Annotated in this window: 19 protein-coding genes; 2 read left to right on the forward strand and 17 right to left on the reverse strand. The window is 72.3% G+C overall.

Annotated features, from left to right (window positions below):
* Positions 1–49: 49 nt before the first annotated feature.
* Entirely contained in the window at positions 50–1,183 is a 1,134-nt protein-coding gene (locus AB852_RS21530) for a TraR/DksA family transcriptional regulator (protein ID WP_073791085.1), read from the reverse strand.
* Positions 1,184–1,872: 689 nt separating this feature from the next.
* On the opposite strand from AB852_RS21530, the gene ileS reads away from it, so the two are divergent.
* Positions 1,873–5,061, forward strand: coding sequence for an isoleucine--tRNA ligase (gene ileS / locus AB852_RS21535; RefSeq protein ID WP_399546525.1), 3,189 nt, complete (start codon positions 1,873–1,875; stop codon positions 5,059–5,061).
* A gap of 387 nt (positions 5,062–5,448) precedes the next feature.
* On the opposite strand, the gene AB852_RS21540 is transcribed toward ileS, so the two are convergent.
* From AB852_RS21540 to rsmH, 16 genes are all read right to left on the reverse strand, one after another.
* Positions 5,449–6,660: a DivIVA domain-containing protein gene (locus AB852_RS21540; protein WP_073791088.1), complete on the reverse strand. Its 1,212-nt coding sequence runs from the start codon at positions 6,658–6,660 to the stop codon at positions 5,449–5,451.
* A 62-nt stretch (positions 6,661–6,722) separates the two neighbouring features.
* Positions 6,723–7,007: a YggT family protein gene (locus AB852_RS21545; RefSeq protein ID WP_073791090.1), complete on the reverse strand. Its 285-nt coding sequence runs from the start codon at positions 7,005–7,007 to the stop codon at positions 6,723–6,725.
* Positions 7,008–7,079: 72 nt separating this feature from the next.
* Positions 7,080–7,721, reverse strand: coding sequence for a cell division protein SepF (locus AB852_RS21550; protein WP_073791093.1), 642 nt, complete (start codon positions 7,719–7,721; stop codon positions 7,080–7,082).
* Positions 7,722–7,860: 139 nt separating this feature from the next.
* Entirely contained in the window at positions 7,861–8,580 is a 720-nt protein-coding gene (locus AB852_RS21555; protein WP_073791096.1) for a YggS family pyridoxal phosphate-dependent enzyme, read from the reverse strand.
* Between the two features lie 6 nt (positions 8,581–8,586).
* Complete coding sequence (gene pgeF, locus AB852_RS21560) at positions 8,587–9,336, reverse strand: peptidoglycan editing factor PgeF (protein WP_425444183.1); 750 nt, start codon at positions 9,334–9,336, stop codon at positions 8,587–8,589.
* The gene (ftsZ, locus tag AB852_RS21565; protein ID WP_073791102.1) at positions 9,336–10,541 is read right to left on the reverse strand and encodes a cell division protein FtsZ; all 1,206 of its coding nucleotides are present in this window, start codon (positions 10,539–10,541) and stop codon (positions 9,336–9,338) included. The genes pgeF and ftsZ overlap by 1 nt, the downstream gene beginning before the upstream one ends.
* 274 nt (positions 10,542–10,815) lie before the next feature.
* Positions 10,816–11,619, reverse strand: a complete 804-nt coding sequence (locus tag AB852_RS21570) for a cell division protein FtsQ/DivIB (RefSeq protein ID WP_073791105.1) — start codon at positions 11,617–11,619, stop codon at positions 10,816–10,818.
* Positions 11,620–11,663: 44 nt separating this feature from the next.
* Complete coding sequence (gene murG, locus AB852_RS21575) at positions 11,664–12,758, reverse strand: undecaprenyldiphospho-muramoylpentapeptide beta-N-acetylglucosaminyltransferase (protein ID WP_073791108.1); 1,095 nt, start codon at positions 12,756–12,758, stop codon at positions 11,664–11,666.
* A gap of 6 nt (positions 12,759–12,764) precedes the next feature.
* The gene (gene ftsW / locus AB852_RS21580; RefSeq protein WP_073791110.1) at positions 12,765–14,132 is read right to left on the reverse strand and encodes a putative lipid II flippase FtsW; all 1,368 of its coding nucleotides are present in this window, start codon (positions 14,130–14,132) and stop codon (positions 12,765–12,767) included.
* A 93-nt stretch (positions 14,133–14,225) separates the two neighbouring features.
* Positions 14,226–15,704, reverse strand: a complete 1,479-nt coding sequence (murD, locus tag AB852_RS21585) for a UDP-N-acetylmuramoyl-L-alanine--D-glutamate ligase (RefSeq protein ID WP_073791114.1) — start codon at positions 15,702–15,704, stop codon at positions 14,226–14,228.
* Positions 15,686–16,759 (reverse strand): phospho-N-acetylmuramoyl-pentapeptide-transferase, encoded by a 1,074-nt coding sequence (gene mraY / locus AB852_RS21590; protein ID WP_073791117.1) that lies wholly within the window; start codon positions 16,757–16,759, stop codon positions 15,686–15,688. Before mraY ends, murD begins: the two co-directional genes overlap by 19 nt.
* Entirely contained in the window at positions 16,756–18,192 is a 1,437-nt protein-coding gene (locus AB852_RS21595; RefSeq protein ID WP_073791119.1) for a UDP-N-acetylmuramoyl-tripeptide--D-alanyl-D-alanine ligase, read from the reverse strand. Before AB852_RS21595 ends, mraY begins: the two co-directional genes overlap by 4 nt.
* A 4-nt stretch (positions 18,193–18,196) precedes the next feature.
* Complete coding sequence (locus AB852_RS21600) at positions 18,197–19,870, reverse strand: UDP-N-acetylmuramoyl-L-alanyl-D-glutamate--2,6-diaminopimelate ligase (protein ID WP_079184849.1); 1,674 nt, start codon at positions 19,868–19,870, stop codon at positions 18,197–18,199.
* A 298-nt stretch (positions 19,871–20,168) separates the two neighbouring features.
* Positions 20,169–22,583 carry a peptidoglycan D,D-transpeptidase FtsI family protein gene (locus AB852_RS21605; RefSeq protein WP_425444179.1) on the reverse strand — a complete coding sequence of 805 codons (2,415 nt, stop codon included), beginning with the start codon at positions 22,581–22,583 and terminating at the stop codon, positions 20,169–20,171.
* The gene (ftsL, locus tag AB852_RS21610) at positions 22,580–23,260 is read right to left on the reverse strand and encodes a cell division protein FtsL (RefSeq protein WP_073791121.1); all 681 of its coding nucleotides are present in this window, start codon (positions 23,258–23,260) and stop codon (positions 22,580–22,582) included. Before ftsL ends, AB852_RS21605 begins: the two co-directional genes overlap by 4 nt.
* 61 nt (positions 23,261–23,321) lie before the next feature.
* Positions 23,322–24,266: a 16S rRNA (cytosine(1402)-N(4))-methyltransferase RsmH gene (gene rsmH / locus AB852_RS21615; protein ID WP_073791696.1), complete on the reverse strand. Its 945-nt coding sequence runs from the start codon at positions 24,264–24,266 to the stop codon at positions 23,322–23,324.
* 552 nt (positions 24,267–24,818) lie between these two features.
* Between rsmH and AB852_RS21620 the strand changes: the two genes are divergently transcribed.
* A complete protein-coding gene (locus tag AB852_RS21620; RefSeq protein ID WP_073791123.1) occupies positions 24,819–25,367 on the forward strand; it encodes a beta-class carbonic anhydrase in 549 nt (182 codons plus the stop codon).
* Positions 25,368–25,749 lie beyond the last annotated feature (382 nt).

The raw sequence follows: 25,749 nt of genomic DNA on the forward strand, positions 1-25,749 counted from the left end.
GCGGACACCGCCCCGGTGGCTCCCCGCGCGCGGGGGTCGCGCCGGGGTGTCAGCCCCTGCGCTCCTGCTTCTGCTTGCACTCCACACACAGGGTCGCCCGGGGGAACGCCTGCATACGGGCCTTGCCGATCGGCTTGCCGCAGTTCTCGCACAGCCCGTACGTCCCGGTCTCCAGCCGGTCCAGGGCGCGCTCGGTCTGTTCGAGCATCTCCCGGGCGTTGGCGGTGAGCGCCAGCTCGTGCTCACGGGTGATGTTCTTGGTCCCGGTGTCGGCCTGGTCGTCACCGGCGCCGTCCCCGGAGTCCCGCATCAGACCGGCCAGGGACGCCTCCGAGGAGGTGATCTCCTGCCGCAGCCGGGTCGCGTCGGCGGACAGCAGCGCGCGTGCCTCGGCGACCTCCTCCGGTGTCCAGGGTTCCTCACCCGGGCGTACCTGGAGTTCGCCGGGCTCCGCCGCGGCCGGCCGCGCCTTGGGCACCGGACCGGTGCCCTTCGCCGCCGTGGCCGTACCCCGAGTCTTCTTCGCAACCACTGTCGTGGCTCCCGTCATGTCCGCGACCGCAGCCGCACTGTCCGCACTCTCCGAGCCGTCCGAACGGTCCTTCCCGCCCCCTGCCCCGGCGCTCCCCGGCGCCGTGTTCTTCCTGCGTCTGGCCGCCGACCGCTGCGCACCCGTGTCCCGGGCGCCCCCCGCACCCGTACGCACCGCGCCCCCGGTCGCCCCGCCACCGCCGCTGTCCGTCCCCGGGCCCGCCTCCGCCTCCGTGTCCGCCCCGGTCCCGGTCCCGTGGTCCGGGTGCGGGACGTCCGTCCTACGGATGTCTGCCCGGCCCGCACCCGCCTTACTGCTCCCGGCCCCCTCGGCGGACACCTTCCCGGCCGCCGCCTCACCGGACACGGCCTTCCCGGCCGGCGCCTTGGCGGGTGCCTTCTCGGCAGCGGTCTTCTTCGCGGGTGCCTTCTTCGCGGGTGCCTTCTTCGCGGTCGCCTTCTTGGCCGCCGCGGTCCCGGCTCCCGCGGTCTTGGCCGCCGTCTTCTTCGCGGTGGTCTTCTTCGCCGCCGCGGTCTTCTTCCCCGCGGCCTTCTTCCCCGCGGCCTTCTTGGCCGCCGCTGTCCGGGCGACGGCTTCGGTCCCCTCCGCCGGGGGCGGTGAGTGCTCTGCGGCGGTCTCTTTCGCCACCATGGCCGCGGCCCCTTCACATATCGTGATCTTGCTCGCGAATCGTGCTGGGACGATAAATCGCCCCCGGACCCACGGCAACGGGGAGCACCGCGCCCCTGGCCTCCCCGCACACCACCCCGGACCCGGTCCGGCGGCCCGGGCACCCGCCCCCACCGGCGCACGGACCGCGCGCGGCGCCCACAAGGGCAGGCCAGGAACCCTCACCCGCCCCGCTGCCCCGTTCGGGTCACCGCGGGCCCCGGCGGCCGCCGCCTCCGTCACCGGTGCGCCGACAGCCGTACGGCCCGCCCGCGCCGGGGCCGCGAGGCGCCCTGGGGTCCGCCCCCCGCGCGCCCGCCGCCGCGCAATCCGTTCGGCGCGCGGCGCCCGGCGCCGTACACTGGCCGCAGCGAAAAGGCTTGGATGGGGCCGAGTAGCGGCGTGAGCAGCCCAGAGCGACCCGGGGACGGTGTGAGCCCGGGGGTCAGCGCGGCGTGAAGATCACCCCGGAGCCGCCGGAGGAAAGCCCCCCGCCCGCGAGCCGGGCACCGCGGGGCGAGTAGAACCGGCGTCGCGACCCCAATGAGGGGGCTGTCCGGCGCGCCGCGCCGGAGGGCCAAGGAGGGTGGTACCGCGGGAGCGCGCCGTAGCCGGCGCACCGGCTCTCGTCCCTCCGACGGAAGAAGCAGTCCGTTGGAGGAGCCGCCGAGATGACCCCGCAGCCAGAACCGGCCCGGAGCACCACCGCAGAGTCCGCCGCGCCCGGCGCCGCGCAGTACCGGCAGGTGCCCGCGCAGATCGACCTGCCCGCCCTGGAGCACGCCGTGCTCGACTTCTGGCGCGAGAGCAAGGTCTTCGCCAAGAGCCTGGAGCGCTCCGAGGGACGCCCCGAGTGGGTGTTCTACGAGGGCCCCCCGACCGCGAACGGCATGCCGGGCGCGCACCACATCGAGGCCCGCGTCTTCAAGGACGTGTTCCCCCGCTTCCGGACCATGCGCGGTTACCACGTGGGCCGCAAGGCCGGCTGGGACTGCCACGGTCTCCCGGTGGAGCTGGCCGTCGAGAAGGAACTCGGCTTCAACGGCAAGAAGGACATCGAGGCGTACGGCATCGCCGAGTTCAACGCCAGGTGCCGTGAGTCCGTGACCCGGCACACCGACGCGTTCGCCGAGCTGACGGACCGTATGGGCTACTGGGTCGACCTGGACGACGCCTACCGCACCATGGACCCGGAGTACATCGACTCCGTGTGGTGGTCGCTGAAGGAGATCTTCGGCAAGGGCCTGCTCGTCGAGGACCACCGGGTGGCGCCCTGGTGCCCGCGCTGCGGCACCGGCCTGTCGGACCATGAGCTGGCGCAGGGCTACGAGACGGTCGTCGACCCGTCGGTGTTCGTCCGCTTCCCGCTGACCTCGGGCCCCCTCGCGGGCGAGGCCGCGCTGCTGATCTGGACGACCACCCCGTGGACCCTGGTGTCCAACACCGCCGTCGCCGCGCACCCCGACGTCGTGTACGACGTGGTGACCGACGGCACGGAGCAGCTCGTCGTCGCCCGGCCGCTGATCGCGAAGTCGCTCGGCGAGGGCTGGGAGCCCACCGGACAGAGCTTCACCGGCGCCGAGATGGAGCGCTGGTCGTACCAGCGCCCCTTCACCCTGGTCGACTTCCCGGCCGACGCGGCGCCCGCGCACTACGTCGTCAACGCCGACTACGTCACCACCGAGGACGGTACGGGTCTGGTCCACCAGTCCCCCGCGTTCGGTGAGGACGACCTGAAGGTCTGCCGCGCGTACGGGCTGCCGGTGGTCAACCCGGTGCGCCCCGACGGCACCTTCGAGGAGGGCGTCGGCCTGGTCGGCGGGGTCTTCTTCAAGAAGGCCGACGAGGCCCTCACCCAGGACCTCCAGGACCGCGGGCTGCTGTTCCGGCACACCCCGTACGAGCACAGCTATCCGCACTGCTGGCGCTGTCACACCGCGCTGCTGTACTACGCGCAGCCGTCCTGGTACGTCCGGACGACCGCGATCAAGGACCGTCTGCTCGAAGAGAACGAGAAGACGAACTGGTACCCGGACTCCATCAAGAACGGCCGCTACGGCGACTGGCTCAACAACAACATCGACTGGGCGCTGTCCCGCAACCGCTACTGGGGCACCCCGCTGCCCGTCTGGCGCTGCGAGGAAGGCCATCTGACGTGCGTCGGCTCCCGGGCGGAGCTCACCGAGCTGACGGGCACCGACCAGTCGTCGCTGGACCCGCACCGCCCGTTCATCGACGCCGTCACCTTCCCGTGCCCCGAGTGCGCGGCCACCGCGACCCGGGTCCCGGAGGTCATCGACGCCTGGTACGACTCGGGTTCGATGCCGTTCGCGCAGTGGGGCTACCCGTACAAGAACAAGGAGCTGTTCGAGAGCCGTTACCCGGCGCAGTTCATCTCCGAGGCCATCGACCAGACGCGCGGCTGGTTCTACACACTGATGGCGGTCGGGACGCTGGTCTTCGACAAGTCCTCGTACGAGAACGTGGTGTGCCTCGGGCACATCCTCGCCGAGGACGGGCGCAAGATGTCCAAGCACCTCGGCAACATCCTCCAGCCGATCCCGCTGATGGACCAGCACGGGGCGGACGCGGTGCGCTGGTTCATGGCTGCCGGCGGCTCCCCGTGGGCGGCCCGCCGGGTCGGTCACGGCACCATCCAGGAAGTCGTCCGCAAGACCCTGCTGACGTACTGGAACACGGTCGCCTTCCAGGCCCTGTACGCCCGTACCTCCGGGTGGGCCCCGTCCGCGGCCGACCCGGCCCCGGCCGACCGCCCGCTGCTGGACCGCTGGCTGCTGTCCGAACTGCACGCGCTCACCGACCAGGTGACCCAGGCGCTCGACTCCTACGACACCCAGCGCGCCGGGAAGCTGCTGTCGGCGTTCGTCGACGATCTGTCGAACTGGTACGTACGCCGCTCCCGGCGCCGGTTCTGGCAGGGCGACAAGGCCGCGCTGCGCACCCTGCACGAGGTCGTCGAGACGGTCACCCGGCTGATGGCGCCGCTCACCCCGTTCATCACCGAGCGGGTCTGGCAGGACCTGGTGGTGCCGGTGGTGGCGGACGCCCCCGAGTCGGTGCATCTGTCGTCGTGGCCCGAGGCGGACCTGGGCGCGATCGACCCCGAACTGTCCCGGCAGATGCTGGTGGTACGGCGGCTGGTCGAGCTGGGCCGGGCGACCCGGGCGGAGTCCGGGGTGAAGACCCGTCAGCCGCTGTCCCGGGCGCTGGTCGCGGTCTCCGGGTTCGAGTCGCTGCCCCTGGAGCTGCACGCGCAGATCACGGAGGAGCTGAACGTCTCCTCGCTGGCCTCGCTGTCGGAGGTCGGGGGGTCGCTGGTCGACACCACGGCCAAGGCGAACTTCCGTGCGCTCGGCAAGCGGTTCGGCAAGGGCGTGCAGGCGGTCGCCAAGGCCGTCGCCGAGGCCGACGCGGCGGCGCTGTCGCTGGCGCTGCGCGAGGGTACGGCGTTCGTCGAGGTCGACGGTGAGAAGGTCTCCCTGGCGCCCGACGAGGTGATCATCACGGAGACCCCGCGCGAGGGATGGTCCGTGGCCTCCGACTCCGGTGCGACGGTCGCGCTGGACCTGGAGATCACCGACGAACTGCGGCGGGCCGGGCTGGCGCGGGACGCCATCCGGCTGATCCAGGAGGCCCGCAAGAACAGTGGGCTCGATGTGGCGGACCGGATCGCGTTGCGGTGGGACGCGGCGGACGAGGGCGTGGTGCGGGCGCTGACCGAGCACTCCGGGCTGATCTCGGACGAGGTGCTCGCCACGGAGTTCGTCCGGGCGGAGCCCGGTGATCCCTCCTTCTCCGATGCCGGGCTGTCGTTGGAGTTCAGCCTTCGTAAGGTCTGACCTCCGGCCGCTCGTACGGGTCGTACGGGCGCGAGCGCACGGGCACCCCGTGGGGATTTCCCCGCGGGGTGCTTTTGCGTGTGCGCCGGAGTGGGGGTGAGGTGCTGCGTGGCTCCGGCCGGTTCTCCGGTGCGGGACGGTTCTCGTCCTTCGCGCGGTTCCCCGCGCCCCTGAAGGGGCGCTGCTCGCTGCTGTCGGTCTGTCGGGTTCCGGTCGGTCCTCGTTCTCGCGCAGTTGCCCGCGCCCTTTGAGGGGCTCGCTGTTCGTTGCTGCCTGCCCTTGGCTGCGGGTCGGTTCCCGTTCTTGCGCAGTTCCCCCGGTACCGGGAAAAGGGCGGGGCCCCCGGAAGATTCCGGGGGCCCCGCCCTGTTTCGGGTGGTGTACCCGTCAGTTGTCGTCCTCGTCGATGAGGAAACCGCGCATCGGCGACGGAGCCTGCTGCATCGGCTGCGGCGCCTGCGGGCGGACCGGAGCCATCGGCTGCGTCATCGCGGGGGACATCTGCTGCTGACCACCGTAGGAGGGACCGCCCTGGGAGGGGGCACCGCCCATGGACTGACCACCGTAGGAAGGCGCGCCCGCACCGGCCGGAGCCATGGAAGGCGTCGGGGCCGGCGGAAGGGACGCGGCGGCCGGGGTACGCGGCGGCGCCAGCGAGTCGTCGGCCTGGGTCTCCAGCTGACGGAGCTGGGACTCCAGGTACGACTTCAGGCGCGTACGGTACTCGCGTTCGAAGCCGCGCAGGTCCTCGACCTTGCGCTCCAGCGTGGCGCGGGCGGACTCCAGGGAGCCCATCGCGACGCGGTGCTTCTCCTGCGCGTCCCGCTCCAGGGCGTCGGCCTTGGCACGGGCGTCCCGCTCCAGACCCTCGGCGCGGCTGCGGGCCTCGCCGACGATCTTGTTGGCCTCGGAACGGGCCTCCGCGATGGCCTGGTCGGCGGTCTGCTGGGCGAGGGACAGCACACGCGCGGCGCTGTCACCGCCGGGACCCTGACCGGGCTGCGGCATCTGCGGACCGTGGCCGCCCATGGGACCGCCCATCGGGCCGCCCATCTGCTGCATCGGACCGGGGCCCATCTGACCCTGCTGCTGCATCTGGCCCTGCTGCTGCATCTGACCCTGGCCCATGGGGCCCTGGCCCATCTGACCCTGGCCCATCGGACCGGGACCCTGCTGCATCTGCCCCGGGCCCTGCTGCATCTGGCCGGGACCCTGCTGCTGCATCTGGCCGGGGCCGTGGCCGCCGGGACCGGCGGGCAACTGCGGCGCGCCGCTCGGGAGCTGGGGGGGACCACCCATGGGACCGCCCATCTGCTGCTGGGGCGGCACGGGCTGCGGTCCTGATATGGCGGCGGGCACCGGACCCGGACGGTCCTGCGGCTCGGGCGGCTTGCGCATGCCTGCCTGCTGCTGGTTCTGCGCGGCGGCACGGGTCGCTGCGGCGAGCTTCGCGCGCAGGTCCTCGTTCTCGCGGAGCAGTCGCGTCAGTTCGGCTTCGACCTCGTCGAGGAAGGCATCGACCTCGTCCTCGTCATAGCCTTCTCGAAGGCGGACGGTCGTGAACTGCTTGTTCCGCACGTCCTCGGGGGTCAATGGCATCTCTTTACCTCAACGTAGTCGTCGGCGGGATCAACCCCCGCGTCAGCGGGGACCGTCATCGTTCACAGTCGGCTCACGACGGAGATCAAGATGTAGACGATGATCATCAGAACGAAGAAGGACAGGTCGAGCGCCACGCCCCCGAGACGCAGCGGTGGGATGAACCGCCGCAGCAGCTTGAGCGGTGGATCAGTGACAGTGTAGGTGGCCTCCAGAACGACCACCATCGCCTTGCCGGGTTGCCACGAGCGGGCGAACTGGAAGACGTAGTCCATGACCAACCGGAAGATGAGCACGATGAGGTAGCACAACAGCGCGTAATGAATCACTTCGATGAACACGCGCATCTCGTGCTGTCCCTCTCCCCTGTTCCGTGCCTGCTTCGTACCGGATTATCGGCCAGTTGCCGGTCCTGCGTCTCAGCTCTGGTTGAAGAACCCGCCCTCTGCGATGCGAGCCTTGTCCTCCGCCGTGACATCGACGTTAGCAGGAGACAACAGGAACACCTTCTGGGTCACCCGCTCAATACTGCCGTGCAGACCGAAGACGAGGCCAGCGGCAAAGTCGACAAGTCGCTTCGCGTCGGTGTCGTCCATCTCGGTCAGATTCATGATCACCGGAGTGCCCTCACGGAAGTGTTCCCCGATGGTACGGGCTTCGTTGTAGGTCCGCGGGTGAAGCGTGGTGATCCTGTACGGCTCCCGCTCGGACACGACCTTGGGCATGATCACCGGTGCGTTCTTCTCCAGGCTCTGACGTTCAGGTGTGATGGATGCCACGGGTGCGATGCGGGCGGGGCGGACCGATTCCGCCGCGAGTGCGGCGGACTGGGGCACCGGGTCGCGTTGCGCCGGAGGTTGCACCACTCGTACCGATTCGTCCCGTTGGGAGGAGTGGGACTGGTGAGCTTGGTGGGGCGGCTCGTGCCGCCGGTGATCCCGTTCCGGCTCCGGGTCCAGTTCGGGTTCGAAGTCGTCGTCGGGGTCGAAGCCCCGGCCGTCGTACCCATCGTCCTCCACGAGGCCGAGGTAGACCGCCATCTTGCGCATCGCGCCGGCCATTCTCTGAGTCCTCCGCTCTGTGGTGGATCGGCGTGGTGGATCGGCTGACGCCAACCAAGTTTCCGCGATCCACGTGGTCCACCCCGCGGATCAGCGGGAATGACCATATTTTCTGCTGTGGTCCGACTTCTTGGTGACGTTACCCGAGCCGGGGACGGACTCCGAGTACCGCACTGCCGACGCGCACATGTGTCGCCCCGGCCGCGACGGCCTCTTCGAGGTCCCCACTCATCCCTGCTGACACCATGTTCGCAGCAGGATGGTCCGCGCGCAGGGCAGTCGACAAATCCATCAACCGCCCGAACGCCTCGCGTTGCCGTCCGGCGTACGGTCCGGTCAGCGGAGCCACCGTCATCAGGCCACCGAGCCGCAGCCCTTCGGCGTCCGCGAGCAGGTCGGCCAACTCGGGCACGCCCTGCGGTCCGACGCCTCCGCGCGCTCCGCGTCCGGACTCGTCGGCGTCCAGCGCCACCTGGATCAGACAGGTGACCTCCTGTCCGGTCCGGACCGCCTCCCTGGACAGCGCGGTGACGAGCCGTCCGCGGTCCACGGACTGGACCACGGAGGCGTAACCCAGTACCGAACGTACCTTGTTGGTCTGGAGCTGACCGACGAAGTGCCAGGTCAGCGGGGCGGCGGTGGTGGCCGCCGCCTTGGGGGCGGCCTCCTGGTCGCGGTTCTCCGCGACCTGCCGGACGCCGAGTTCGCCGAGGATGAGGACATCGTCGGCGGGGTAGGTCTTGGTGACCACGACCAGGGTCACCTCCGCGCGCTCGCGGCCGGCGGCGGTACAGGCCGCCGTGATGCGCTCCTCGACGCGCGCCAGATTGCGCGCGAGTTCTTCCCTGCGGTCCGTCATGCCTTATCAGTCCAGCCAGACATAGCCGGCGAGCCGCCCGGTGACGCGGTCGCGGCGGTACGAGAAGTGGTCGTGCGACTCCCGCGTGCACACCGCGGAACGCTCCCGGTCGCGCACCCCGAGCCGTTCGAGCTGGGCGTGCACCCCGGCGGTCACATCGACGGAGGGGGTGCCCCAGGTGGTCTCGGCGTACGCGGCGGGTTCGACGGCGGCGACCTCGGCGCGCATCGCCGCGGGGACCTCGTAGCAGCCGCCGCACACGGCGGGGCCGGTACGGGCGATGATCCGGGCGGGCTCCGCGCCGAGTTCGGCCATGGCGGCGACGGCGGCGGGGACCACACCGGCGACCATCCCGGGCCGTCCGGCGTGGGCCGCGGCGACGACCCTGGCGACCGGGTCGGCCAGCAGCACGGGGACGCAGTCGGCGGTGAGCACCGCGAGCGGGACCCCGGGCCGGGCGGTGACGACGGCGTCGGCCCGCGGGATCCCGGCGGACGGGTCCCAGGGGCCGTCGACCACGGCGACGTCCTTGCCGTGGACCTGGTTCATCCAGACGACGGCTGCCGGGTCGAACCCGAGCCGCCGGGCGACGGTGCCCCGGTTGGCGAGGACCGAGCCGGGGTCGTCCCCGACGGCCCCGCCGAGATTGAGCTCCTCGTACGGAACGGCGCTCACCCCGCCCCACCGGTCGGTGAAGGCGAAGTGGGCGCCGCTGGTGGTGGTCCGGTCGGGGACCACCGCTCCGGTTCGGCCTATCACTTGAGGAAGTCCGGCACGTCCAGCTCCTCGACACCGCTGTCGTAACGGGCGGGCGGGACCTGCGGGGTGCTGGACGGGTAGGAGTCGGACGCCTTGGAGACCGGGGCCGGGTCCTTCTCCACGGGGGCGGGCTTCGAGGACTCTTCACGCGGGGTCACCGCGCCGAGGCCGCCGAAGGCGAGCCGGGAGTCCGAGCGCTGGGCCGGCTCCTCACGCTTGCCCGCGGTGAGGGCACCGCTCTGCTTGGGCGGCGGCTGTCCGCCGTCGAACCCGGCGGCGATCACGGTCACCCGTACCTCGTCACCGAGGGCGTCGTCGATGACGGCGCCGAAGATGATGTTGGCCTCGGGGTGGGCGGCCTCGCTGACCAGCTGGGCGGCCTCGTTGATCTCGAAGAGACCGAGGTCGGACCCGCCGGAGATGGAGAGCAGCACCCCGCGGGCGCCGTCGATGGACGCTTCGAGCAGCGGCGAGGAGATCGCCATCTCGGCGGCGGCCACCGCGCGGTCGTCGCCGCGGGCCGAGCCGATGCCCATGAGCGCGGAACCGGCTTCGGACATCACGGACTTGACGTCGGCGAAGTCCAGGTTGATCAGACCCGGGGTGGTGATCAGATCGGTGATGCCCTGAACACCGGACAGGAGGACCTGGTCGGCGGACTTGAAGGCGTCGAGAACGCTCACCTGCCGGTCCGAGATGGACAGCAGCCGGTCGTTGGGGATGACGATGAGGGTGTCGACCTCTTCGCGGAGTTCCGCGATGCCGTCCTCGGCCTGGTTGGCGCGGCGGCGGCCTTCGAAGGTGAAGGGCCGGGTGACCACACCGATGGTGAGGGCGCCGAGCGAGCGGGCGATGTTGGCGACGACGGGTGCGCCGCCGGTGCCGGTGCCGCCGCCTTCGCCGGCGGTGACGAAGACCATGTCGGCCCCCTTGAGGACCTCCTCGATCTCCTCACGGTGGTCCTCGGCGGCCTTGCGGCCGACGGCCGGGTTGGCCCCGGCGCCGAGGCCCCGGGTGAGTTCGCGGCCGACGTCGAGCTTGACGTCGGCGTCGCTCATCAACAGCGCTTGCGCGTCGGTGTTGATCGCGATGAACTCGACACCCTTGAGGCCGACCTCGATCATCCGGTTGATGGCATTGACACCACCGCCGCCGACACCGATGACCTTGATGACTGCGAGGTAGTTCTGCGGTGCTGCCACGTCGAGAGCCTCTCGCCTCGATTACGTGCCGCCGCTCGCTGTATCGCGCCGCGACGGCTGATGCCGAAATGGGACGGTCCGAACGCCGACCCGAACCCTAACGCTGAAGTTTAGGGTTACCAGTGTGTCTGTTCCTCGGACTCTTCCGAACAGGACACTAAGTCGACAAGCGGCGCCCGTTCAACGAACACGCCGAACCTCCCGTTTTTCTTTTCACCCTATGTGATCAGCCATAGCGCTGCCCACTCAGGGTGCTGGCCTGCACGAATACGCGTCAACTCGCCGCTGACGCGGGGGCGGTGGGAACACTCACATCGAAGTGCCCGGCCTTCGGAGCGGCTTTCATCAGTGCGGCGAGCGTGACGTTCTTCGCACCGCCGTCCTCCGCACTGCCCCAGTCGACCGTACGGCCCCCGCTCAACTCCAGCGTGATGGAGTCGTACGAGCGGACCTTGAGCCTACGGGTTTCCCGGGCCACCCGGGCCGGGACGGCGGTCATGACCTCCACGGCCGCCCGGGTCAGCTCCCCGGTGCCGAACCGCTGGGGGCCGGGGGTCCGACGCGGCGTCAATTCGAGTACGGGTACCCCTTGGGGTGCCCGGGCGACGGTGGCGTAGCGGATCGCGTCGTCGTCCACTTCGATGAACTTTCCGCCCTTTTCGACAATCAGGACCGGTTCACGTTCGGTGACTTTCAACCTGATTCCGTCCGGCCAGGAACGAACCACGTCGACCTCGTCGATCCTGGGCAGTTCACCGCGCAGCCGGTTCTCGACGGCGTCCGTGTCGACGGAGACGAGCGGGGTGCCGGAGGCGATGCCCGCCGCCGCGCGGACCTCTTCGGGGCTCAGCACGTCCGTACCGGCGGCGGTGACCTTCTCGACCCGCAGCCAGGACGACCCGTACAGCGCCCACAGCCCGCCGCCGGTGACGGCGAGCAGGGCCGCGGCGGCCAGGATCAGGGTGCGGGTCCGGGGGGCGGACAGCGCGGCGGGCAGCCGGGGCAGGCGCGGCAGCCGGGACCGGCCGGAACCCGGTTCCTGCGGTTCGCCGCCCTCGGCGGTCGTGGGTCCGGACACGCTCCCTGCCTTCTGTCACACCCGGGGGCGCGACACGCCGTCCGTCACGCCCTGGCGCGTGACGCGATCGCTTCGTACACCATGCCGACGAGGAGGTCGTCGGCGTCCCGGCGGCCGAACTCCGACGCGGCGCGGGACATCTCGTAGAGCCGGTGCGGGTCGGCCAGCACCGGGACGACGTTGCCCTGCACCCACTGCGGGGTCAGCTCGGCGTCGTCGACGAGCAGTCCCCCGCCCGCCTTGACCAGCGGCTGGGCGTTGAGCCGCTGCTCGCCGTTGCCGATGGGCAGCGGGACGTACGCGGCGGGCAGCCCGACGGCGGAGAGCTCGGCGACGGTCATCGCGCCCGCGCGGCACAGCATCATGTCGGCCGCGGCGTACGCGAGGTCCATCCGGTCCACATACGGTACCGGGACATACGGCGGCATCCCGGGCATGTTCTCGATGTACGGCAGTTCGTTCTTCGGGCCGACCGCGTGCAGGATCTGGATACCGGCCTGCTGGAGGTACGGCGCGGCCTGCTGGACGACCTCGTTGAGCCGCCGGGCGCCCTGCGAGCCGCCGGACACCAGGAGCGTCGGCAGATGCGGGTCGAGCCCGAAGGCGGCGCGCGCCTCGGGGCGCACGGCCGCGCGGTCCAGGGTGGCGATGGAGCGGCGCAGCGGGATGCCGATGTAGCGGGCGCCCCGCAGCTTGCTGTCCGGGGTGGAGACCGCGACCTGGGCCGCGTACCGGGAACCGATCTTGTTGGCGAGACCGGGCCGGACGTTGGCCTCGTGGATCACGATCGGGACGCCGCGGCGTTTGGCCGCGAGATACCCGGGCAGCGCCACGTAGCCGCCGAAACCGACCACGGCGTCGGCACGGGTGCGTTCGAGGATCTGCTCGGCCGCCTTGATGGTGCCGCGCAGCCGTCCGGGGACGGTGATCAGCTCCGGGGTGGGCTTACGGGGCAGCGGCACGGCCGGGATCAGGGCGAGCTCGTACCCCCGCTCGGGGACCAGCCGGGTCTCCAGGCCGCGCTCGGTGCCCAGTGCCGTGATACCGACGGACGGGTCCCGCCTGCGCAGGGCGTCCGCCAGGGCGAGCGCGGGCTCGATGTGTCCGGCGGTACCTCCGCCGGCGAGTACGACATGCACCGAAATTCACCGCTCTCCGGACGGGCGCGTCCTGACGCGCCGTCGCATCGTGTTCCAACTCCGAGACGCCCGGCCGGTTCCGGGCCCTCTTGCCGCGGTCCGCCGTCCGGTCAGGACCGACTGTCGCACGGCGAGCGCCGCGCGTGCGGCGGGGTCGTCGCGTGCGAAGGCGATCAGCAGTCCGATGGCGAACATGGTCGGAAGCAGGGCCGACCCCCCGTATGAGAACAGCGGGAGCGGGACACCGGCGATCGGCAGCAGGCCGAGCACCGCACCGATGTTGATCATGGCCTGCGCCATGATCCAGGTGGTCACGCCACCCGCGGCGTACCTCACGAAGGGGTCCTCCGTGCGTCCGGCCACGCGGATACCCGCATAGCCTAGAGCCGCGAACAGCCCGAGGACGGACAGTGTCCCCGCCAGACCCAGTTCCTCCCCGGTGATCGCGAAGATGAAGTCCGTGTGCGCTTCCGGAAGTTGGCCCCATTTTTCCACACTGGCGCCCAGTCCGGAACCGAAGAGTCCGCCGGAGGCCAGTGCGTAGATCCCGTGTACGGCCTGCCAGCACGGATCGGTCGGGCCGCCCAGCTCGGAGGCGCCGATGCACTGGAGCCGGGACATCCGGTTGGGGCTGGTCCTGATGAGGACGGCGCCCACGACGACGGCGGCGCCGAGGACCCCGGCGAACAGCCGGGTGGGTGCCCCGGCGAGCCACAGCAGCCCGAAGAGGATGGCGGTCAGGATGATCGCCGTCCCCATGTCGCCGCCGAGCATGATCAGGCCGAGCACCATGAACGCGACCGGGACCAGCGGCACCAGCATGTGCTTCCACTGGTTCAGCAGCCGTTTGTCCTGTTTGCGGGCGAGCAGGTCGGCGCCCCACAGCACCAGCGCCAGTTTCCCGATCTCGCTCGGCTGGAGCTGGAAGGCGCCCAGCTCGATCCAGTTCTGGTTGCCGTTGACCGCCTTCCCTATCCCCGGCACCTGGACCAGGGCCATCAGGACCACGGAGCCCGCCAGCATCGGGTAGGCCAGCGCCCGGTGGAGCTTGACCGGCATCCGGGAGGCGAGCAGCAGCAGCGCGGTGCCGAGCGCGGCGGCGAGCAACTGCTTGCGGAAGAAGTACGAACCGGGCAGCGAGAGCTGCAACGCCCGGATGATGGAGGCCGAGTAGACCATCACCAGCCCGAGCAGGGTGATGAGGAAGGCGCTGCCGAAGATCAGATAGTAGGCCGTCAACGGCCGGTCCCAGGCGCGTCTCGCCTGCGTCCGCAGCCGTCGCAGCGGAGCCCCCGGTCCGCGCGCGGGGCGCGGCGGCGGGGGCGCGGGGGTGCGCGGGGTGGCCGCGGTGGCCCGCCCGCCGCCGCTCAGCACGCGCGGTCCCGGCCGCCGGACAGCCTCAGCCACGGCGCACTCATGCGACCCTCCCAGACCTGCCGGGCGCCCCGGGCGGTCATCGCGACCGGCTCAGGCGCCACCGGGGCCGAGCTCACGGACCGCCTCCGCGAACGCGTCCCCGCGCATGTTGTAGTTGGTGTACATGTCCATGGAGGCACAGGCGGGGGCCAGCAGTACGGTGTCCCCCGGCCGGGCGAGCCCCTGGGCGGCCCTGACCACCTCGGACATCGCCCCAGTGTCGGTCCGCTCCACGTCGACCACGGGTACCTCGGGCGCGTGTCGCCGCAGGGCTTCCCGGATCAGGGCGCGGTCGGCGCCCAGCAGGACCACGCCCCGCAGCCGCTTCGCGGCCGTGGCCACGAGTTCGCCGAAGTCGGCGCCCTTGGCGAGGCCGCCGGCGATCCATACGACGGGTGCGTACGCGGCCAGGGACGCCTCGGCGGCGTGGGTGTTGGTGGCCTTGGAGTCGTCGATGTACACGACGCCGTCCACGTCGGCCACGTGCTCGATGCGGTGCGGGTCCGGGCGGAAGGCCCGCAGCCCGTCCCGGACGGCGCTCGCGGGGACCCCGAAGGCCCGGGCGAGGGCCGCGGCGGCCAGCGCGTTGGCGATGTTGTGCGGGGCCGGGGGCTCGACGTCGGAGACCTGGGCGAGTTCCTGCGCCCGCTGCTGCCGGTCGGCGACGAACGCGCGGTCGACCAGCAGTCCGTCGACCACCCCGAGTTGCGAGGGGCCGGGCGCGCCGAGGGTGAAGCCGATCGCGCGGCAGCCCTCCTCGACGTCGGCGGCCCGTACCAGGTCCTCGGTGGCCGGGTCGGCGGTGTTGTAGACGCACGCCACCTGGTTGCCGTGGTAGACGCGGCCCTTGTCCTCGGCGTAGGCGGCCATGGAGCCGTGCCAGTCGAGGTGGTCGGGGGCGAGGTTGAGGACGGTGGCGGAGTGCGCGCGGACCGAGGGGGCCCAGTGCAGCTGGTAGCTGGAGAGTTCGACGGCGAGCACGTCGTAGGTGGTGGCGTCGTCGTGTCCCTGGCCGAGGACGACGTCCACGATGGGGGTGCCGATGTTGCCGACCTCGGCGGTGCGCAGTCCGGCGGCGCGCAGGATGGCCGCGAGCATCCGGGTGGTGGTGGTCTTGCCGTTGGTGCCGGTGACCGCGAGCCAGGGGGCGGCGCCGGGTCCGCGCAGCAGCCAGGCGATCTCGACGTCGCCGACCACGTCGACCCCGGCGTCCGCCGCCGCCGCGAACAGCGGCGCGGTGGGCGGCCAGCCCGGCGAGGTGACGACGAGGTCGGTGCCCTCGGGGAGGGTGACGGCGTCGCCGAGGCGCACGGTGACCCCGGTGAGGCCCTCCGCGTCGAGCGCGGCGGCCTTGTGCCGGTGGGTGTCGCTGTCGCCGCCGTCGACGACGGTGACGCGCGCGCCGAGGCCGGCCAGGGCGCGGGCGGCGCTGAGGCCGCTCACGCCGAGGCCGGCGACGGTGATGTGCCGGCCCGCGAACCGCTCCGCGGGGTCGGTGTCCTGCTGGGGGGTCACTTTTCCGCTGCCCATCCGGCGTAGAAGAGACCGAGTCCGACGATCACGCACATGCCCTGGATGATCCAGAAGCGGACCACGACAAGGACCTCGGACCAGCCTTTGAGTTCGAAGTGGTGCTGGAGCGGTGCCATGCGGAAGACGCGCTTGCCGGTGAGCCGGAAGGAGCCGACCTGGATGACGACCGACATGGTGATGAGGACGAACAGTCCGCCGAGCAGCGCGAGCAGCAGCTCGGTGCGCGAGCAGATCGCGAGTCCGGCGAGGGCGCCGCCGAGGGCCAGCGAGCCGGTGTCACCCATGAAGATCTTCGCGGGTGAGGTGTTCCACCACAGGAACCCGAAGCAGGCGCCCATCAGGGCGGCGGCGACGACCGCGAGGTCCAGGGGGTCCCGTACCTCGAAACACGCCTCCGGGTTGATGAGGGTGTTCGCGTCGGCGCAGGACTCCTGGTACTGCCAGACACCGATGAAGGTGTACGCGCCGAAGACCATCACGGACGCGCCGGTGGCGAGGCCGTCGAGGCCGTCGGTGAGGTTCACGCCGTTGGACATGGCGAGGATCATGAACAGCGCCCACACCACGAACAGGACGGGGCCGATGGTCCAGCCGAAGTCCATGATGAAGGAGAGCTTCGTGGACGCGGGGGTCAGTTCCCGCTGGTCCTCGAACTGGAGCGACAGGACCGCGAAGGCGATGCCGACGGTGAGCTGTCCGGCCATCTTCGCCTTGGCCCGCAGACCGAGCGAACGGCGCTTGACGATCTTGATGTAGTCGTCGAGGAAGCCGACGAGGCCCATCCCCGCCATCAGTCCGAGCACCAGCAGCCCGGAGACCGTGATCGGCGCGCCGGTGATGACCTTGCTCAGGAAGTACGCGATGAGGGTCGCCAGGATGAAGGCGATACCGCCCATCGTGGGCGTACCGCGCTTGGCGTGGTGCTCGCGCGGGCCGTCGTCCCGGATGTACTGGCCGTAGCCCTTGCGGGCCAGCAGCTTGATCAGCAGCGGCGTTCCCACGAGGGTCAGGAAGAGGCCGATGACACCCGCGAACAGGATCTGATTCATCATCGGGCGCAGGCCTCGCCCTCGCCGCTCGCGTTCTGCTCCAGCAGCGCCATGGCCACCCTCTCCAGGCCGATGGACCTGGATGCCTTCACGAGTACGACGTCCCCCGGACGCAGTTCACCGCGCAATAGGTCGATCGCCGCCTGTGCGTCGGACACGTGCACCGACTCCTCACCCCACGAACCCTCGTTATAGGCGCCCATGCGCAGCCAGGCCGCTTCCCTGCCCCCGACTGCGACGAGCTTGCTCACGTTGAGCCGGACGGCTAGCCGTCCGATCGCGTCGTGCTCGGCGAGTGCCTCGTCACCGAGCTCGGCCATCGCGCCGAGCACCGCCCAGGTACGGCCCCCCACGGCCCGAGCGCCGCTACCCATCGCGGCAAGCGCGCGCAGGGCGGCCCTCATGGACTCGGGGTTCGCGTTGTAGGCGTCGTTGACCACCGTTACGCCGTCAGGGCGTTCGGTGACCTCCATCCGCCAGCGGGAGAGTGTGCCCGCTCCGGAGAGCGCGTGCGCGATCTCGTCCACGGACATGCCCAGCTCATGGGCGACGGCCGCCGCGGCGAGCGCGTTCGACACGTGGTGCTCACCGTACAGGCGCAAGGTCACGTCTTCGTACCCGGAGGGTGTGTGAAGCCTGAAGGAAGGCTGTCCGGAGGCGGTGAGCCGGACGTTCTCGGCCCGTACGTCCGCTTCGCCGGATTCCCCGAACAGCACCACGCGCGCCTTCGTGCGCGCGGACATCGCGCGCACGAGCGGATCGTCGGCGTTGAGGATCGCGATCCCGCCCTCGGCGGCGGCCGGAAGGGCCTCCACGAGTTCGCCCTTGGCCTCGGCGATCTGCTCCCGGCCGCCGAACTCGCCGATGTGGGCGGTGCCGACGTTCAGGACGAGTCCGACGCGCGGCGGGGTGAGTCCGGCGAGGTAGCGGATGTGACCGACACCGCGGGCGCCCATCTCCAGGACGAGGTACCGCGTCTCGTCGGTGGCGCTGAGCGCGGTGAGCGGCAGTCCGATCTCGTTGTTGAGGGAGCCGGGTGTCCAGACGGTCGGCCCGTGCGCGCCGAGGACCTGGGCGATGAGGTCCTTGGTGCTGGTCTTGCCCGCGGAGCCGGTGAGGGCGACCACGGTGGCGCCGAGGCGTTCCACGACGGCCCGTGCGAGGGCGCCGAGCGCCCGCTGGACGTCGTCGACGACGATCGCCGGGACCCCGACGGGGCGGGCGGCCAGTACGGCCACGGCGCCCGCGCCGACCACCTGGGCGGCGAAGTCGTGGCCGTCGGCGCGTTCGCCCGCGAAGGCGACGAAGAGGCTGCCGGGTCCCGCTTCGCGGGAGTCCCGGACGACGGGGCCGGTGACCCGCACGGACGGGTCCGGTATGTCGTGGGGCCGCCCGCCGACGAGGGAGGCGATCTCGGCGAGGGAGAGGGCGATCACAAGTTCATCCCTGGGTCTGCTGGGTCGCTTCGCTGGTCTGTGCGGTGCCGGTGCGCGGGGCGCCGGGGCCGGTGGCGCCGGGTGGCGCGCCGTCACCGGCGGGCCGGGCCGCGCGGGATGCCTCGATGGCCTCGCGCAGTACCTGCCGGTCGTCGAAGGGGCGGATCACCCCGTGGATGTCCTGGCCCTGCTCGTGCCCCTTGCCCGCGACGAGCACGGCGTCCCCCGGTTCGGCGCGCGCGACGGCCGCGGCGACGGCGGCGGCGCGGTCCTCGAAGACCTGCACCTCGCCGCGTTCATGGGCGGGCACCTCGGCGGCGCCCGCGAGCATGGCCGCGAGGATCGCCAGCGGGTCCTCGGAGCGGGGGTTGTCGGAGGTGAGGACGGCCGTGTCGGCGAGCCGGGCCGCGGCGGCGCCCATCGGGCCGCGTTTGGTGGTGTCGCGGTCGCCGCCGCAGCCGAGGACGATGTGCAGCCTGCCCTCGGTGACCTTGCGCAGCGCGCGCAGCACCGATTCGACGGCGTCCGTCTTGTGGGCGTAGTCCACGACGGCGAGGTACGGCTGTCCGGCGTCGACCCGCTCCAGCCGTCCCGGGACCCCGGGGACGGCGCCGACGCCCTCGGCGACGGGGTGCGGGTCGAGTCCGGCGGCGGTCAGGGTGACGATCGCGGCGAGGGTGTTGGCGACGTTGAAGGGGCCGGGCAGCGGGGCGCGGGCGCTGAGCCGCTCGCCGTCGGGGCCGCGCACGGTGAAGGTGGAGTCCATCGGGCCGACCACGACGTCGTCGGCGCGCCAGTCGGCGTCCGGGTGGCCCTCGGCGGAGAAGGTGACGACCGGTACGGACGCCTCCTTGACCAGCCTGCGGCCGTACTCGTCGTCGAGGTTGACGACGCCGAGCCTGCTGCGCCCGGGGGTGAAGAGCTGGGCCTTGGCCTGGAAGTAGTCCTCCATGCCGGAGTGGAACTCCATGTGCTCCGGGCTGAGGTTGTTGAACACCGCGACGTCGAACACGCAGCCGTCGACCCGGCCGAGGACCAGCGCGTGGCTGGAGACCTCCATCGCGACGGCGTCCACGCCCCGTTCGCGCATCACGGCGAACAGGGCCTGGAGGTCGGTGGCCTCGGGGGTGGTGCGTTCGGACTTGAGGCGTTCGTCGCCGATGCGTGTCTCGACGGTGCCGATGAGTCCGGTGACCCCGTCGGTCGCCGCGTCGAGTCCGCCCTGGACGAGGTACGCGGTGGTGGTCTTGCCGGAGGTGCCGGTGATGCCGATCTGGAGCAGGCCCTGGCCGGGGTGGCCGTAGACGGTGGCCGCGAGGGCGCCCATCCGGGCGCGCGGGTCGTCGACGACCAGGACGGGCAGTCCGGTGGCGGCGGCGCGGTCGAGTCCCGTGGGATCGGTCAGCACCGCCGCGGCGCCGAGGTCGGCGGCCTGCGGGGCGAAGTCGGCGCCGTGGAAACGGGCGCCCGGCAGCGCGGCGTACAGATCACCGGGGCGGACCGCCCGGGAGTCATGGGTGATGCCGGTGACCTGGCCGGCGGCGCCCCCGGTGGGGAGGCCGAGCTGATCGGCCAGTTCCGCGAGCGGGGTCGGGGAGACATGAACCGGTCGAGGCGGTCCCGGGTAGGTCACGGAAACGCCCTTCTGGGTGGTTTGCGACTGATCAGCGTGTGACACGGCGGTGAGCGTACCGGGCGTACCGGCCCCGGGACCAAATGACCCGTTCCGCGCGGCGGCACCGGACGCGGGCGGTTCGCCCGCGGTCGCGGACGGCTCCTCGGCGGGTCCGGTCCGCGGGTGCCGGTCACCCTGCGGCGAGGGGTCCTCGGGGAGGGGCGCGGGGCCTTCGCGGTCCGGTCGGTTCCCCGATCGGTTCCCCGGCCGGGGGGTGATCGTTGTCACGGGCGGTTCCTGGTGGCTCGGGTGGTGCGCGGGGGTGGCGCGGCCCGGCCCGCGGGCCGGGCCACCGCCGCGGTCAGGGGGTGAAGGTGACGGGCAGCCGGGCGGGCGCGGTGCCGGTCGGCGGGACCTGAAGGCTCTTCAGGGCGAACTGCATGACCTCCTTGTGGACGGGGCCGCAGATCTGGCCGCCGAAGTAGCTGCCCTTGGTGGCGTTCTGGATCGCGCAGTAGACGGTGATCCGGGGCTTGTCGACGGGGGCGAACCCGGCGAACGACGAGGTGTAGCCGCGGTACTTGCCGGAGACCGGGTCGACGCGGTTGGCCGTGCCGGTCTTGCCCGCGACCCGGTAGCCGGGGATACGGGCCTTGCTGCCGGTGCCCGCCTCGTCGTCCACCACCGACTCCAGCATCCGGGACAGGGTCCGCGCGGTCCGGTCGCTGACGACCCGGGTCTCCTTCGGCTTCGGCGCGGGGGTGAACCGGTCGTCGGGGCCGCGGGAGCCGCGGACCAGGGTGGGCTCGACCCGTACCCCGCCGTTGGCGATGGTCGAGTAGACGGAGGCCGCCTGCATCGCGTTGATGGAGACGCCCTGCCCGAAGGGGATCGTGTACTGCTGCGAGGTGGACCATTTGCCGGGCCGCGCGAGGATGCCGGGGGTCTCCCCGGGGAACCCGAGCCCGGTGGGGCTGCCGATGCCGAACTTGCGCAGGTACGAGTGCAGGACGCGGTTGGCCTCGGGCTGGGTCCTCCCCAGCTGGCCGGTGGCGAGGATGGTGCCGATGTTGCTGGACTTGGCGAGGACGCCGTTCAGCGTGAGGTACCAGGTGGGGTGGTCGATGTCGTCCTGGAACAGCCGGTCCCCGCGGTGCAGCCGGTTGGGGACGGTGACCTTGGTCGACGGGGTCGCCGCGTTCTCCTCCAGGACGGCGGCCATCGACATGACCTTGGCGGTGGACCCGGGCTCGAAGGCGTCCTGGAGCGCGGCGTTGCCGAGCGAGGCGGAGCCCGCGCGGGAGAGGTCGCCGGGGTCGAAGCCGGGGGCGTTGGCCATCGCGAGGATCTCGCCGGTGCGGGTGTCCTGCACTATGACGTAACCGCGGTCGGCCTTGGACTTCTTGACCTGCTCCGCGATGGCGTTCTGCGCCGCCCACTGGATGTCCCGGTCGATGGTCAGCTCGATGTCGGAGCCGGGCAGGGCGGGTGTCTCGGTGCCGCCGGCGGTCGGCACCTGACGGCCGCCCGCCTGGGCGTAGGTGACCTCGCCGTCGCGGCCCGCGAGCCGCTTGTCCAGCTGCTGCTCGATGCCGCCGCCGCCCTTGCCGTCGGCGTTGACCCAGCCGAGGAGTCCGGCGGCGAGGTCGCCGTTGGGGTAGACGCGTTTACTGGTGGGTTCCTGGAAGACGCCCCCGAGGATGTTGACGGCGTCCTTGTCACCCGCCAGCCGGTCGGCCCCGGCCTTGTCGCCGAGGGTGGTCCGCAGGTCCTTGATCTGGTTCCACACCTGCGGGGTCTGACGGCGTGCCAGCACCACGTACCGCGTCTCGGGGGTGCTGAGCTTGCGGGTCAGCTCGGCGGTGTCCTGGTCGAGGATCGGGGCGAGGAGGGCAGCGGCCTGCGCGGGCGCGTCGGGGAGCTTGGTCTCGTCCGGGGTGAACATCATCGGGTCGGCGGTGATGTCGTACGCGTCGACGCTGGTGGCGAGGGCGATCCCGGAGCGGTCGGTGATACCGCCGCGGTCGGCGGCCACCACCCGGGTCAGATAGCGGTTGGCCTCGGCCTTGGCGGAGTACTCGCCGGCGTCGACGGCCTGCACCTGGAGCAGCCGGACCACGAACGCGAGCATGACCAGGGTCATCGCCACGCTGATCATCCGCAGCCGGGGCCTCGGGCTGCCGAGCCGCAGCGGCTTGGGGCCGTGGGGTGGCCGGGCGGAGCGCCGGCCCACCCCGGGCCGCGCGGACCCGGGGCGGCGGGGCGGCCGGACGGCGGAGCCGCCGGTCCCGGAGCGGCGGGCGGGACGGCCGACCCGGACGGCGCGGTCACCGCGGTCGGACCGCCCGGACCGGTCGGCGCGGCCCTGGTCGGCGCGGTCGGCGCGGTCCTGCCGCTCGTCCCGGGCCCGGTCGGTGCGCTCGCCGCGGCCCGTACGGCCGCCGCTCCGGTCCGTGCGGTCCGTGCGGTCGGGTCGTTCGGCGCGGTCGGCGCGGTCCTGCCGCTCGTCCCGGTCCCGGTCGGTGCGCTCGCCGCGGCCGGTACGGCCGCCGCTCCGGTCCGTGCGGTCCGTGCGGTCGGGTCGTTCGGCGCGGTCGGGGCGCGGGCCGCGGTCCCGGGGGTCGCTGTGGGAGAGGCGGTCGGCGCGGTCCTGGCGGTCGGCGCGCGGGGCGCGGTCCGGGTCGTGCGAGAGGCGTTCACCGCGGTCCGCGCGCGGACGGCGGTCCGGGCGGGCGGGGCGTGGCACCCGGCGCTTGGGGGGTTCCCTGTCGGTCACGGCGTCACCTGCCGGAGGTAGGTCGGTGCGGGGGCTGCGGGCGGGTTCTGCGGGGCGGCGGCCCGGGGGTCGGCGCCGGACACCGTCCCGGTGGCCCCCGCGCCGGACGGGGTGCCCGACGGGCTGCCGGACGGGGACGGCCCCGGGGTACCGGCGGACGGGCTCCCGCCGGGGCCGGCGGACGGGGTGGGCGACGCGGTGGGTGAGGCGCCGGGGGACGGCGCGGCGGCGGACGGGGACGGCGGTGCGGTGGTGGGCGCCGGGGGCGCGGCGAGCCCCGGGCGCGGGGTCGCGGGGGCGCTCAGCGCGGTGGGCGAGGCGGCGCCGGGGACACCCCGTACGGTGCCGTCCGGGTCGAGGAAGGCGGGGTCGCCGCCGGGGACCATGCCGAGCTCCCGGGCCCGGCGCTGGAGGGCGTCCGGCGCGGCGTGGGCGTCCACGTCCCGCTGGAGGGCCTGTTCCTCGTCGGTCAGCTCGGTGGTCTCCAGCTTCAGCTCACGCAGCCGGAAGGAGCCCTCGTTCAGGGACGAGTTCAGCATCAGCAGGGTGATCAGTCCGCCGCCGAGCAGCAGCACCATCAGCAGGACGAAGGGGGTGCGGGCCGCCCGGCTCGGTCCGGCGGGCAGCAGCCGCGCCAGCCGCGCGGCCCGGCCGCGCAGCTTCGGTCCCTGGCTCATGTGTCCCTCCCGGTGCGCGCCGGCGGTCCGCCCGCCCGGTCCGTCGTCCGGGGTCGGCGCGTCATCCCGCCTCGTCCGCGCGGACGCGTTCGACGCCGCGCAGCCGCGCGGGCGCGGCCCGGCGGTTCTCGGCGATCTCCTCCTCGGTGGGCAGCTCGGCGCCCCGGGTGAGCAGTCGCAGCCGCGGCTGGTAGCGCTCCGGGACGACGGGCAGCCCGGGGGGCGCGGTGTTCGCGGCGCCCGCCGCGAACACCTGCTTGACCAGGCGGTCCTCCAGCGAGTGGTACGACAGCACGGCGATCCGGCCGCCGACGGCGAGGGACGCGACCGCGGCCGGAACGGCCCGCTCCAGCACCGACAGCTCGCCGTTGACCTCGATCCGCAGTGCCTGGAAGGTGCGCTTGGCGGGGTTGCCGCCGGTGCGCTTGACGGCCTGCGGCAGCGCGGCGCGGATCAGCTCGACGAGCCGGGCGCTGTTGGTGAAGGGTTCCCTCGCGCGTTCGCGGACCACGGCGGAGACGATCCGCTTGGCCTGCTTCTCCTCGCCGTAGGCGCGCAGCACCCGGACGAGTTCGCCCGGCGGATAGGTGTTGAGGACCTCCGCCGCGCTGATCCCGGTCGTCTGGTCCATCCGCATGTCGAGCGGCGCGTCCTGGGCGTACGCGAAGCCGCGGTCCGCCTCGTCGAGCTGCATGGACGAGACACCGAGGTCGAACAGCACGCCCGTGGCCGCGGGGATCCCGAGCCGGTCGAGGACGTCGGGCAGCTCGTCGTACACGGCGTGCACCAGGGTGGCCCGGTCACCGAAGCGGGCCAGGCGCTCCCCGGACAGCCGCAGGGCCTCCTTGTCGCGGTCGAGGCCGATGAGCCGGACGCCGGGGAAGCGGGTGAGCAGCGCCTCGCTGTGGCCGCCGAGACCGAGGGTGCAGTCGACGACGACCGGGGGCGTGGCGCCGGCCGGGTCCAGGGCCGGGGCCAGCAGGTCCAGACAGCGCCGCAGCATCACGGGGACGTGCCGGGTGCCGGGGGGCGGTGGCCCGTCCTCGGCGGCGGGGGGCGGGTCGCCGTCCGGGTGCGGGGGCCGCTCCCGGGTGGCCTGGTCGGGATCGGGGATGTCCCCTTCGCGCCCGTGCATGTGCCCTCTCAAGGATCCGGGCGCGGCGCACATACCGCCAGGGCCCCGCCCGCTCGTGAAGGGTGGACCACCGGCGCCGTCCCGGTCACCGGGGGCGCCGGCCGACCGGAGCGGGAGGAGGCCGAGCCGTACGTGGCGCTTCGCGCGCGCGGGGAGATCGTGCGGATCTCCGGTGACTGCCAGTCCAGCGGGGAGGGCTCGCGGCCTCCCGCTTCGCGTCACTTTAGTCCACGGTGTCGCCCGGTCAATCAACGCGCCTGCGCGTCGGGGGCATGGTTCGCACAAAGCCGCGAAACCGCCGGAGCCACCCGTTCGGCAGTGCCGGGTTCACGCTTGTGGGTTACCTCACAACAAGCCTCATTGACGTTCTTTGTCCCCTCTCCTGCCCTGCTGGGCGGCCCCGCGCGCACTACCGTCGGTGTCATGACGACTTCCGCTCCCCTCCCGTCAGGCACCGAAGCCGCCATGAGTGCCGGTTCCACCGTCACCGACCGGCTCGTCGGCGCGAACAGCAGGTACGCGGCCGCCTTCTCCGATCCGGGGATGGACGCCCGTCCCGTTCTCAAGGTCGCCGTCGTGGCGTGCATGGACGCCCGGCTCGACCTGCACGCCGCGCTCGGTCTGGAACTGGGCGACTGCCACACCATCCGCAACGCGGGGGGTGTGGTCACCGACGACGTGATCCGTTCCCTCACCATCAGCCAGCGCGCGCTGGGCACCCGCAGCGTGGTCCTGATCCATCACACCGGCTGCGGTCTGGAGAGCCTCACCGAGGACTTCCGCCACGAGCTGGAGATGGAGGTCGGCCAGCGTCCCGCGTGGGCGGTGGAGGCCTTCCGGGATGTCGAGCAGGACGTCCGGCAGTCGATGCAGCGGGTGCGGACCTCGCCGTTCCTGGTGGAGACCGGGGATGTGCGCGGCTTCGTCTTCGACGTCCGTACCGGTCTGCTGCGGGAGATCGACCCGGCGTGAGCCGCCCGGCGGGCGGCCCCTTCCGGTACGGAGCCGGGGCCGTCCGCCGCCTCCCACCCCGCGGGCACCCCCCTCATGGCCCCCTCCCCCCACCCCCCTTCCGGGTGCCTGACCGGCGGTCCCGGTGCCCCGCCGACCCGACCACGTGCCACGACACCGCCCCGGACGGCCTAGGCTGGGGCGCTCCGGTGCACCACGAAGCCGGTCACCCGGCGGCCAGTTGTCCACAGCCGAGTGACACGAACCGGTCACGGCGACAACAATGCGCGTACATGGCACCGCGCTGAACGCCCGCCGAGTGGTGCCCGTGTTCCGGGGTGGGCCGGGCCGCAGCAACGCGCGCCGGTCCGGAAGTTGGGGAATGCCCGGCTCCGCGAGGGGC

Origin of the sequence: Streptomyces uncialis (assembly GCF_001905345.1) — a bacterium.
Taxonomy (GTDB): Bacteria; Actinomycetota; Actinomycetes; order Streptomycetales; family Streptomycetaceae; genus Streptomyces; species Streptomyces uncialis.

Bases quoted from the DNA above. Each gene is read 5' to 3' on its own strand.
- AB852_RS21530 (WP_073791085.1), bottom strand. From the start codon at position 1,183: ATGGTGGCGAAAGAGACCGCCGCAGAGCACTCACCGCCCCCGGCGGAG.
- ileS (WP_399546525.1), top strand. From the start codon at position 1,873: ATGACCCCGCAGCCAGAACCGGCCCGGAGCACCACCGCAGAGTCCGCC.
- AB852_RS21540 (WP_073791088.1), bottom strand. From the start codon at position 6,660: ATGCCATTGACCCCCGAGGACGTGCGGAACAAGCAGTTCACGACCGTC.
- AB852_RS21545 (WP_073791090.1), bottom strand. From the start codon at position 7,007: ATGCGCGTGTTCATCGAAGTGATTCATTACGCGCTGTTGTGCTACCTC.
- AB852_RS21550 (WP_073791093.1), bottom strand. From the start codon at position 7,721: ATGGCCGGCGCGATGCGCAAGATGGCGGTCTACCTCGGCCTCGTGGAG.
- AB852_RS21555 (WP_073791096.1), bottom strand. From the start codon at position 8,580: ATGACGGACCGCAGGGAAGAACTCGCGCGCAATCTGGCGCGCGTCGAG.
- murD (WP_073791114.1), bottom strand. From the start codon at position 15,704: ATGGGCAGCGGAAAAGTGACCCCCCAGCAGGACACCGACCCCGCGGAG.
- mraY (WP_073791117.1), bottom strand. From the start codon at position 16,759: ATGATGAATCAGATCCTGTTCGCGGGTGTCATCGGCCTCTTCCTGACC.
- ftsL (WP_073791121.1), bottom strand. From the start codon at position 23,260: ATGAGCCAGGGACCGAAGCTGCGCGGCCGGGCCGCGCGGCTGGCGCGG.
- AB852_RS21620 (WP_073791123.1), top strand. From the start codon at position 24,819: ATGACGACTTCCGCTCCCCTCCCGTCAGGCACCGAAGCCGCCATGAGT.